Source organism: Corynebacterium sp. KPL3927 (assembly GCF_040225835.1).
In the GTDB taxonomy this organism is placed as follows: domain Bacteria; phylum Actinomycetota; class Actinomycetes; order Mycobacteriales; family Mycobacteriaceae; genus Corynebacterium.
The window spans coordinates 20,375-31,132 of record NZ_JBEHGD010000023.1; the positions used below are offsets into that span (position 1 = coordinate 20,375).

Annotated in this window: 9 protein-coding genes; 3 read left to right on the forward strand and 6 right to left on the reverse strand. The window is 57.2% G+C overall.

Going from position 1 to position 10,758, the window contains the following annotated elements:
- Positions 1-31: 31 nt before the first annotated feature.
- On the forward strand, positions 32-961 hold the full coding sequence (locus tag ABRP86_RS09960; RefSeq protein WP_349864063.1) for a hypothetical protein: 930 nt from the start codon (positions 32-34) through the stop codon (positions 959-961).
- A gap of 2 nt (positions 962-963) precedes the next feature.
- Here ABRP86_RS09960 and ABRP86_RS09965 read toward each other — a convergent pair whose 3' ends face one another.
- The 6 genes from ABRP86_RS09965 to ABRP86_RS09990 form a co-directional block, all read right to left on the reverse strand.
- Positions 964-1,869 (reverse strand): DUF1906 domain-containing protein, encoded by a 906-nt coding sequence (locus ABRP86_RS09965; RefSeq protein ID WP_349864080.1) that lies wholly within the window; start codon positions 1,867-1,869, stop codon positions 964-966.
- A gap of 79 nt (positions 1,870-1,948) precedes the next feature.
- The gene (locus ABRP86_RS09970) at positions 1,949-2,377 is read right to left on the reverse strand and encodes an OsmC family protein (RefSeq protein ID WP_349864065.1); all 429 of its coding nucleotides are present in this window, start codon (positions 2,375-2,377) and stop codon (positions 1,949-1,951) included.
- A gap of 10 nt (positions 2,378-2,387) precedes the next feature.
- Positions 2,388-4,388, reverse strand: a complete 2,001-nt coding sequence (locus ABRP86_RS09975) for a poly(ethylene terephthalate) hydrolase family protein (protein ID WP_349864068.1) — start codon at positions 4,386-4,388, stop codon at positions 2,388-2,390.
- Between the two features lie 179 nt (positions 4,389-4,567).
- Complete coding sequence (locus ABRP86_RS09980) at positions 4,568-5,596, reverse strand: ABC transporter ATP-binding protein (protein ID WP_349864071.1); 1,029 nt, start codon at positions 5,594-5,596, stop codon at positions 4,568-4,570.
- Positions 5,597-5,598: 2 nt separating this feature from the next.
- Complete coding sequence (locus ABRP86_RS09985) at positions 5,599-7,215, reverse strand: ABC transporter permease (RefSeq protein ID WP_349864074.1); 1,617 nt, start codon at positions 7,213-7,215, stop codon at positions 5,599-5,601.
- 6 nt (positions 7,216-7,221) lie between these two features.
- A complete protein-coding gene (locus ABRP86_RS09990; protein ID WP_349864077.1) occupies positions 7,222-8,253 on the reverse strand; it encodes an ABC transporter substrate-binding protein in 1,032 nt (343 codons plus the stop codon).
- 300 nt (positions 8,254-8,553) lie between these two features.
- Here ABRP86_RS09990 and ABRP86_RS09995 point away from each other — a divergent pair, with 300 nt between their 5' ends.
- Together ABRP86_RS09995 and ABRP86_RS10000 are read left to right on the forward strand one after the other, a co-directional pair.
- Positions 8,554-9,876: an ammonium transporter gene (locus tag ABRP86_RS09995; RefSeq protein WP_349864078.1), complete on the forward strand. Its 1,323-nt coding sequence runs from the start codon at positions 8,554-8,556 to the stop codon at positions 9,874-9,876.
- 26 nt (positions 9,877-9,902) lie between these two features.
- Entirely contained in the window at positions 9,903-10,241 is a 339-nt protein-coding gene (locus ABRP86_RS10000) for a P-II family nitrogen regulator (RefSeq protein WP_023025886.1), read from the forward strand.
- Positions 10,242-10,758 lie beyond the last annotated feature (517 nt).

Consider the following 10,758-nt stretch of genomic DNA (forward strand, 5'->3'; position numbering starts at 1 on the left):
AAGGTAGCAATTACCGGTAATATGGTTCGACGTGTTTAATCCGTCCTCTCTCAACGCGGCGGCATCAGTAAAGGCTGGTGCCGCCCTTGCCGTGTGCATGCTTGCCTGCTCTACGGTTGCTGGGTGCAGCAATAGCGAGCGAGATAGCACCGCCAAAGCCGAAGACACCACGATTACCGCGCATAGGGCGGCAAAGGTGCCCCCGCGCATCAATGAGTTCCTCAAGGGGGATGAGGACCATTCCATTAGCTATATTCGCCTGCACGATGGCATGTATATGGGCTCTGCGGCAGAACACGATCCCCGCCCGGCACTTAGCCTCATTAAGCTCTATATCGCTACCTACGTCATTGAACAGGGTGAGTACGAAGATAAATATGAGGCGCTCGGCATGATCGCCAGCTCTTCTGATAAGAGCGCCGAGGAGCTGTTTAAGAAGTACCCGGATTCCATCGATAAGATTGCCAAGGAATACGATCTGGAATCCACCAAGGCGGGCGAGACCTGGGGCTATTCGGAAACCTCCACCTATGACGTCGCCAGCTTCATCTCGCAGCTCATCAAGCGCGATGAAACCCATCCCGTGCTCGTGGCGATGGCGCACGCGGATCCCGTTTCAGAAGATGGTTATGACCAGGATTATGGCACCGCGAAGCTTTCTAATGTCGTGGGCAGCAAGTGGGGCTGGTCCAACGATAAGTCCATCAATTCCTCGGTGTCCTTTGGCAAAAACTTCGTCGCCGCGGCCTCCATTAATGGCTCTGCCGATGACCTCACGGACTACGTCAAGAGTGAGATCAATGGTGAGAACCTGGGCAAGGCCACCGAGCGGTTTCTGAAGTACAAGGACGGCGAGGACGTCCCGCCCATCGAGACAACCTCGGAGAAGCCGACCTCGAGCGAGAAGAAGGACAAGGACAAAAAGGACGAAATGAAGTCCTCCGAGCCCAAGGGGAAATAGGCCTACTTAATGGCCTTGGCGATGTCCTGGGCGGCATCGGCAAGCCCGCGAATTTGCTCGTTGCTTAGCGATGACCCCTTAAAGCTCACCCCATCCGCGTTGAGCTGCGGCAGCTCCGGCATATTCGGGATGGCCTTGTCCAGGGTGGAGCTGAGATCCTGGATGCCTGGCTGCTTGGAACCGGGCGTCCATTGGCCCCAGTCGCTGGCGTAGACCTCGTTGACATCGACGATGACGTTCTCGATGGTCTGCTGGCGCGACTGCGGCAGCTGGTGAATGGTGGTCTTGGGGTGGATTTTCCCGTTGGAACCCCAATCGTGCATCCAGTAGAAGGTGCCAATCCCATCGCGGCTGGCCCACTCGATGGTGTTGTAGTTGCCGTAGACGCCGGTCTGGTAGCCGGCCACGGACAGGGCCTTGGAAAATGCCTGCAGGTACGGCCGGATGAACTGGGTGTAGTGCTCGCGGGTGGGGTTATCGTCGATGGCGATATAAATGGGGCGGTGCGTGGGTCCACCGGCGGCCTTGTGCAGCGAAATGGCCTGCGGGGCGTGGATGGCGGCGCCCGCCGCGCCCTGCTTCCAATCGGCGGTTTCGGCGCGGCCGAATTGATAGACCGAGGCTGTGGGCAGGCCGGCCGCGGCATTGGCGGCAGTCTCTTGGAGTGTGACCGGCTTGCCGGTCATCCAGGCCGCGCCGGGGCGCTTATTGGAAACGTAGCGAATGGCACCGATATGGCCCGCACGCTTGATGGCGGCGGGGGAGGGGATGCCAGAGGAAAAATCGATAATGGTCCCGCGCACCGGGCCGAGGGCGGCGGCAGAGGGTGCGGCCGCACCAATGGCGCCGGCGGTAAGGGCAAGGGCGCTTGCCTTCAAGAGGCCGCGACGAGACAGAGACGGTGACATGAAAAGCTCCTGCAGTGATCGCATTAGTCACAATAGTTAACAAATGCACCATAGCAGGAGACGGTGGGCAAGTCGTTTTTTATTTTGACTCGTTGCTAAATTCCACGTTCGTGGCGTGTTCCACGGTGCGCGATACCGTGCAGTCCTTCTCGTGGGAGATGCGGATGAGGTTATCCACGAGCGCGCGGGCCTTATCGCCATCCGGGGTGGAGGGGAAGGCGAGGTCGAAGGCGACGCGGACATCGGAAAGCCGCGAAGCGCCATCCTCATCCACGCGGTCGCCCTCTGCGCGCACCTGGAAAGACTCCGGCTCGGTGCGCCGGGAGGTCACGACATCCACATCCACCGCGGTGCACCCCGCGACGGCGGCCAGCAGGAGTTCTACCGGCGACAACAGGCCCTCCCCGCGGCCAAATTCGATGCTGGCCCCATCCGCATTGGTGGCCCGGTACACCGAATTTCCTACGCGGTTAAGGTCAACGGAATACTGCTTGGTGATTTCACTCATGGCTTAGAGCTTAAGCGAGGCTCGGGATATAGGCCACGCTGCCGCCTAGGGACATGGTGATAAAGATGGGCGCGATAACCAGGGGCCCAAGCCATACGCGGCCGGTATTGGCATAAAACATCTTGTTCAAGATGGGCAGCAGGATCATCATGGGCAAGATGGACTGCAGCATATTGACATACAGCCAGTCATCGGTCCAGTGCACCGTGCCGGTGGCGGCGAAGACGGAATATTGGATAACGAAGATCATCGCCAAGCCGACGGAGTTGGCCAGCGCCGCAATGAGGTAGGTCTGCCACTTGGGCGTATCGCTATAGCGCGTGCCCACACCGGCGCGAATGGAGTTGGCCAGGTAGAAGATGAACATCGCCGGCACGTACATGAGAGCCACAAGGAACCAGCGCAGTGTTAGCGGGCGGGAGGCTACGACCAAGAAGCGGTAATCATTGTGGAAAGCGAGATACACAATGGATAGCACGGAGAAATACACGAAGAGCAAGATGAAGGCCAGCAGTAGCGTGCGCCCAAAGGTGCGCCAGCTCATCGTGATGCCCCAGGAACGGGCGCGCTCGCCACGGGCGTAGGTGGACTTATCCCGGGTGATATAGAACAAGATAAGCCCGACGATGCCGTTGACGATGGCCCACACGACCACCGAGTTGACCATGCGCGCCGGGAAGAACCAGGTGCTGACCTTATTCGCGGCATCGTAAAAGACATCTTGCGATAGGTTTGCCAGCGGCATGAACGTGAAGAACGCGATGGCCGCCGTGAGCACGAAGAACGCCCAGAACTTAGCGGCCTCTTTGCCCCGTGGGCGCTTCGGTACCGTTGGAAGCGCCTGCGCCACTGGTGCGAAGTAGCGGGTGCGCAATAGCATGCGGGTCAGCGGGAAGAGCATGGCAATGCCGCCGATGAGGGACAGGAGGTTAAAGACCTCCTTGAGCCACCACGTCTGATTTCCGGAATCCATCTTCACTGGGGCATCCAGGGTGTCATCGAAGAACTCGAGGATACTGCCGATGGCACTGGGTGTAAGCGGCTGCAGCGGGTGCAGCGTTTCATCGTTATAGGCAATGCGGTAGGTGCCCTTGTCGATGTCCCCGTACCCATGGCCAATTTCAATGCGGTCCACCTGGTCTTGTTTCTTGAGCCCAGAATTGACCATGGACAGGGCCTCCGGCGCATCGCGCAGATCACCATCGCCATTGATATTGCGGTAACCGCCCTCATCGTAGCGGGCATAGCCCAGCGCCATATTGGAGTGCACGTGGGCGAACTTTTTATCGTTTAAGTTCTTGAGCCAGCCGGAGATAAAGACTGCGGAGATCTTATCCAGATCCTCGGCGCGCTTGCGCTCGCCATCCGTGATGGTGGTGCCGCCTTCGCTATCCGGATCCTTGGCGGCTTTGAGCGCATCATCGACCTTCTTGCCGTATTTATTGGCCGCGGTGCGCACTGCGGTACCACCGGCGGAGTGGCCGGTAATGCCGATTCGATCCTCATCGACGTAATTGAACGTATCCAGGTGGTCTGTGACGTAATCAATGGCGGTCACGATGGCGGAATCACTATCATCCGGGTGCTGCGAGCTCGATTCGCCCTGGTTATATGGGTCAACTACCAGGGTGACAAAGCCGCGCCGGGCCAATTCCAGCGAGTTGGAGACCTGGGTTTCCTTGGTGCGCTGGAAACCGGGTGAGACGATGACCATGGGCGCTTTATTCTCCGGCGTCGCGTCCTTCGGGCGGAAGAGATCTGCGGTGACCGTAGCGCCGTGCTTGCCGGCGATCTTTAGATCGGTGACCTGAACATTGCCGCCATCGGTTTGCACCAGCGATGAGCCCAACCCGCCGATGAGCACGATGGCAATGCATACAAAGAGCTTCCAGCCATCGCTAAAGCGGCGCTTTTTGGATACCTCAGCAGGCATCTGCTCTGCCTGGTGTTCCAGCGAAAGGGATGACTGTTCTTCCACGGGAGTGGAGGACGGGGATGCGGAGTCGGACATATACGCGTTCCTTGCAGGTGGTACTTAATTGAAATGAGTGGGCTGAAAGTCCGATAGTGGAAAACTTAAAGTCCAGCGTGGAAGCATATTAGGCCCGCCCGAAAGCGGGTGCAACCGTTGCGGTAAATGGTGGTGCAGTGCAAGCGCTGAACTGGCCAAAGTTTGCGCGATGCGGTGAATTAATAAATCAGGGGCGGCGAGAAGCGAATACGCACCGATTGTCCAAGCTCTGGTTTATTAACTGCAGTAGTGCGGAACGTGACCCCAGATTCGTGGGAGGCGGTAACGGAGTAGTGCCCGGCTTCGAAAATGGCGGAGTCAACTACCGCCGCAACCGTGGCGCCTGGATGGTTTTCCTCCACGATTGTTGCGTGGTGTGGCAAGATGGCGGCCTTAGTGCCTTCGTCCCGCACGGTTACTTCACTCAATGGCCAAGAGATCCCAAGGGCGGGGCACTCGACGCGGCCTCCTGAAATAGTGGTCTGGACAATCGTGGCATCCGCAATAAATCCCGCGACCACCGGGCTAGCGGGATCTTCCAGTAGCTGTTGCGGGGTAGCAATCTGCTGGATTTCGCCGCCGTCTAGAACCACGACTCTATCTGCTATTGCCAGCGCCTCGGCGCGATCGTGGGTGACGTGCATCGTGGTTAGGCGTTGCTTTTGCGTCAGGGCTACCAGCTCTCGGCGCAAATTATCGCGCAATGGTTCATCGAGGGCCGAAAGAGCCTCATCCAGCAATAAGACCTTAGGGTTAGCGACGATCGCCCGGGCCAGGGCAACGCGCTGGCGCTGCCCGCCAGAAAGGCTGTCCGGAGTACGGTCCTCGAATCCCGGCAGGCCCACGAGAGCTAAAGTCTCAGAAATGCGCTCTTCGCGCTCGGCCTTTGCTACTTTCGCCTGGCGCAACGGGTAGCTAACATTGTCTTTAACGGACATGTGCGGCCATATTGCGTGCTGTTGGAATACCATGCCAATGCCGCGTTTCTCGGGAGGAATGGCAGTCATCTGCCGACCATCTATGTAAAGCTCACCCGATGAAGGGGAAATAAAGCCAGCGATGGTGCGCAGGAGCGTGGTTTTACCGGAGCCTGAGGGGCCAACGAGTGCAATGAGTTCCCCAGGCTCGATGGAGAGGTTGATATCGCGCAGTCCGGTGGTTCCGTCCGGAAAAGTGACCGTGAGGTGGGAAGCTGCAATTTTCGCCATTATTAAGTCCTTACCTTTGGAGCACGGATAGTCAGTGCAAGGGCAATGATGCCAAGCAGTGCAAAGAGCAGGGCGAGTGCCGATGCCTGGTTGTAATTTCCTGCCTGTTGCAGGTTGAAGACTTGGACACCCAGTGTTGTGGTCCCGGGTGCGACGAGGAGTACGGAAATAGTAAGTTCTCGAATCGCGGTCACCGCGACGAGCACCGCACCCGAGATCGCCGCCGGAATGGTCATTGCGCCGGTGGTGCTAAATAGCGCCTTAAGCGGCGTGGCACCAGAAATGCGCGCTGCTTCTTCCACGGTGACTGGGGTGCTTATTAACGGGGCACGCACGGACTGGACAACGAGTGCGGTAAAAGCGCAGACGTAGGCGATAAGGATTATCCAAATGGTGTTATATAACCCGGTATAGCGCCCGGCAATCAGCCAGGCGACGCCGATGATGAGCCCAGGCAGCGCGCTCGGTAGCAGCGCAGAAAGAGTTAAGAGTGTATTTCCCCGCGCCCGGGTCCGGGTCACTAAAATTCCGATGACCCAGCCAAGAATCCCGCAGATGATCGCGGCGGTTATTGATAGAAATGCGGAATTGCTGAGCCCAGCGATGACGCGCGGGTTGGATAAAGCACTGCTAAAGTTCGCCAGCGAGATGGTTTCTAAGGTAAACGGAACCCCAGGAGCCGGCAGCAATGCGCGGTAGGCCAAACCAAGGATTGGGCCGATGGAAATGGCGAGTCCACACACCCACATGATGATCGTGACCGGCCAGCGCGCTGAATGCAGCGCAAAGCGCGCCGGGCTTCCGGATTCATGGGTAGAAGACGAGTTTTTCAGGGAGGTGAGGTAGTCCATGATGACTGCGCCGATTCCCAAAAATAGGAGGACGACGCCGATGGTCGAGACCACCTGTAAGGGGTTGGATACGGTGCCGGAATCAATGAACCGGTAAATCATCGTCGCGAGCGTTTCGAACCGAGCCGGCGAGCCGATGATGGCGGGAATCCCGAAATCCGCCAGATTAGCAATTGCCGTGAGGGTAAACGCGGATAATAGCGCGGGGCGCAAGAGCGGAAGGGTGACAGTGCGCAGAACTGTCATCACGGAAGCGCCAGATACCCGGGCGGCTAGCTCAAAATCGGGGGAGATGGAGCGCAGGCTCGAAGAAATGATGACGTATGCCGTGGGAAAAGAATGGATGGTCATCAGCGCAATGACCCCGTCGGCGCCGTAGATATTCCATATCTCGAACCCAAAGAGCTTATTCAACCCCTGATTCGGGCCGAAGAGTTGAATCCAGGCGATCGCTCCGATAAATGGCGGAACTAAGAGTGGCGAGAGCAGGAATAGGCGCAGAACCGATGAGCCGTAGATATCCGTGCGGTCTAACGCGATGGCAATAACGGTGCCGATAATAACGGCGGCGAGCGCCGAAAGCGCCGTGGTGAAAAGCGAATTCCATGTAGCAATACCGAGCCCTTGCTCTAGCAAGACGGGGATTTGGTTCCCGCCCAGTGCAAGGGAGACAACAAGGGATAAAGGTGCGATGAACAGGCCAATGGCAATGAGCCACACGCCAACGCGCAGCGCGGATACGGAGGGATTTTTCAACAAACGAGCCATCTAGAACTAGGAAGACACTGCCTTTTGGAATACCTCGACGGCGGCGTCTTTATCCTTGGTGATTTTCTCCAGGTCCTGGTCCATGAGCTCAATGTCTGCGAGTTCAGGGGTGTCCGCTGGAGTTCCCACGTCCTCACGTACTGGGAGGTACGACTGCTCGACGGCGATTTCTTGAGCCTTCTTCGAAAGCAGGAAGTTGATGTACTTCTGTGCTGCTTCTTGTTCCTTGGAGTCTTTGAATACGCCCGCGGGCTCAGAAATATACGGTGATCCCTCGCTAGGGTAGGCGAGGGCAACTGGGGATCCCTTATCCGCTAGGTCGCGGACTAAGTAATCGACGACCACGCCCACGGGCCTGGAGCCGGAGGCGATTTCTTGGGAAGTAGGACCATTGGACTCTGCGATCATCGGGGAATTCTTGCCCAAGTCTTCGATCCATGCTTCACCGAGGTCTGGATTGTTCTTCCATGCTGAGGCATTAAATGCTGCCGCACCAGAGACCGCCGGGTTAGGCATGACGAGTTTGTCCTTGTACTTCGGATCGGTGAGATCCGCCCACGAGGTCGGGGCATCGCCTTCTGCGATTTCGTCGGTGTTATAAGCAATGACCGTAGGGATAATGCGCGTGCCGACATAAAAACTCTCGTCGTCTTTGGCCTCATCGATGATGTCGTCGGAATCGACATCGGCAAGCTCGATGAGATCGCCATCCTCGGCGTAATTTTCAAAGGTAGGTGCATCGGCCGCCCAGAAAACGTCTGCCTCGATATCGCCAGATTGCTTCTCCGAAGAAATGCGCGCGTTCAAATCGCCGGTACCGGCGCGGTACACCTTGACCTCGATATCGGGGTTTTCTTCATTGAAGGCCGCATTGATTTCATCGACCTTTTCTTCCGGCTCAGACGTATAGACGGTAATAGAGGTTGAATCGCTTGCGGCCTTCGTATCTTCATCGTCGGTCGCAGGCTCACCGCACGAACTAAGAAGAACGGTTGAAGCAAGGGCTAGGGCAGCGAGAGAAGAGTGTTTTGGCTTCATTGGGGAAGTTCCTCCAGAGAGAGTAGTGATCAGGAACGTCAATCTAACTGCACCGAAGTTAAGGCAACTTGGGATCGATATGAACGCACAGTAAATTCTTTGAGCTTCTGGGCAGGTGTTTCGGTGGGCCGGACCGCCTTGCGCGAGGGGACGGCTTTTAACGCTGTAAAGCGGGAAACCAGGAGGTGACAAGCTTAAGGTAGCCCCACATGGGGGATTAATCTATAGAGCAATAGATATTTATATACCTGTAGTACTACCGTTATGAAAAGCAATGAAGGAACCCTACAAGGAGAAATAATGGATTCGGTGATTGCAGGCAATGCGAGCTGGATGCTCATGAGCGCGGCTCTCGTGTTGCTCATGACCCCAGCCCTCGCACTTTTTTACGGAGGCATGACAGAGCGCCGCGGTGTGCTCAACATGATGTTGATGTCCTTCGGCTCACTAGCGGTAGTCAGCATCATTTACATCCTCTGGGGCTGGTCAATGAGCTACGGCACGGAGTCCTGGGGCGGCATCGTTGCCAACCCCTTCGAGTTCTTCGGACTCAAGGATTCCATCTTTGATGCCAATGGTGAATACCTCGAAGGTGCGGAAGGCTACGCCAATATCATCGATATCGGCTTTCAGCTCACCTTCGCCGTTATTTCCACCGCGATTATCTCCGGTGCACTCGCCGGCCGTGTGAAGTTCGGGACCTGGATGCTTTTCAGCGGCCTGTGGGCAACCTTTGTCTACTTCCCGCTGGCCCACATGGTCTGGGGCGGCGGCATCCTCGGTGAGGGCGAAAGCAGCGTCACCAGCTGGATCTTCGGCAGCGAAGGTGGGGAAGCGCTTGTGGCCCCCATCGACTTTGCCGGTGGTACCGTCGTCCACATTTCCGCCGGTACGGCCGCACTGGTTCTGGCGATTGTCGTGGGCAAGCGCCAAGGCTTCCCGAAGAGCGTGCAGCGCCCCCACAACCTGCCCATGGTCATGCTCGGTGCCGGCCTGCTGTGGTTCGGTTGGTTCGGCTTCAACGGCGGTTCCGCCTTCGCAGCCGATGGCCTCGCCGGCCTGGCCTGGGTCAACACCACCGCCGCAACGGCTGCCGCAATCCTGGGCTGGTTGCTCGTGGAAAAGGTGCGCGATAACTACTGCACCTCCCTGGGCGCTGCCTCCGGTGTGGTTGCAGGACTTGTCACCATTACCCCGGCTGCGGGCGACCTGAACCCGGTCACCTCCCTCATCATGGGTGCCCTCGGCGGCATGCTGGGTTGTTTGGGCGTGGGCCTGAAGTTCCGCTTCGGCTTTGATGACTCCCTCGACGTCGTGGGCGTCCACCTAGTCGCCGGCCTGTGGGGCACCGTGGCAGTTGCGTTCTTTGCCAATGAGCGCGGCATCTTTACCGGCGGCGGCGTAGAAGGTTGGAAGCTGCTCATCGTACAGATTCTCATCGCAGCGATCGCCGTGGTCTTCGCCGCAGTCATTACTGCCATCATTGCGGTGATTTTGAAGGCGACCATCGGCTGGCGCGTGACCGACCAGATTGAAACCGACGGCATTGACTTTGGTGGCCACCGTGAGACTGGCTACGACATTGGCGGCCGTGCCATGCGCGGTACCACCAGCCGCAACTAAACGCCCAGCGATACCTAGGAGTAACAATGAAACTCGTAACAGCCGTGGTCAAGCCCTTTACGCTTGATGATATCCAGCAAGCACTACAAAAGCTCGGCTCACCGGGTATGACAGTGACCGAAATCGAAGGCTTTGGCCAGCAACGCGGCAACAAGGAAATCTACCGCGGCGCCCAATTCGCCACCTCCTTTGTCCCCAAGGCCAAAATCGAGCTCATCGTGGCAGACGATGACGCCGAAGCGATTGTCGATGCCATCGTCGATGCCGCCTGCACCGGCGAAATCGGTGACGGCAAGATTTGGATAGCCCCCGTCGAAGACGTCATCCGCGTCCGTACCGGCGAGCGTGGCGAGAAGGCTATTTAAGCCTTCCACGCACCAGCGCCCCAGACCTTCACAGTTGAGTGGAGGGGCTGGGGCGCTGATCTGTTGTTAAATCTTGCGGTGAAGAAACAATGAGGCCATCGAACCGGTTTGTGCCAAGCGGCACTATCTACTTAGGCGGAAAACTAAAGCTGAAGTTTTGAGCAATTCTTGAATCTGCTCTGCTTGGCCTCTGCCTTCGGCCTTCTTTCGTAAAACCTGAATGATTCGGGACATGTTCAAGGGCTGGGAACATTTGGGCCGCACATCACGCTGCAGCCACCGTTAATGCGCGAACCAGGCTCAACAGCCGCTGAATAAACGACTTGTCTATTGTCTTCGTATTCTGAATTTTTCCTATTTTGTAAGACCCCATGACAGATGCCCCTGCTGAATGCCAAACCGTTCAATCCGCAACTACTGTCTAGCTAGACTACCGTTCGTGAGGTTACCCTCGTTTAGTGGACACCCGATTAGTGCGGATTTTGTGTCCGTAAGAGAGGATGTTCATTGTGAGTCA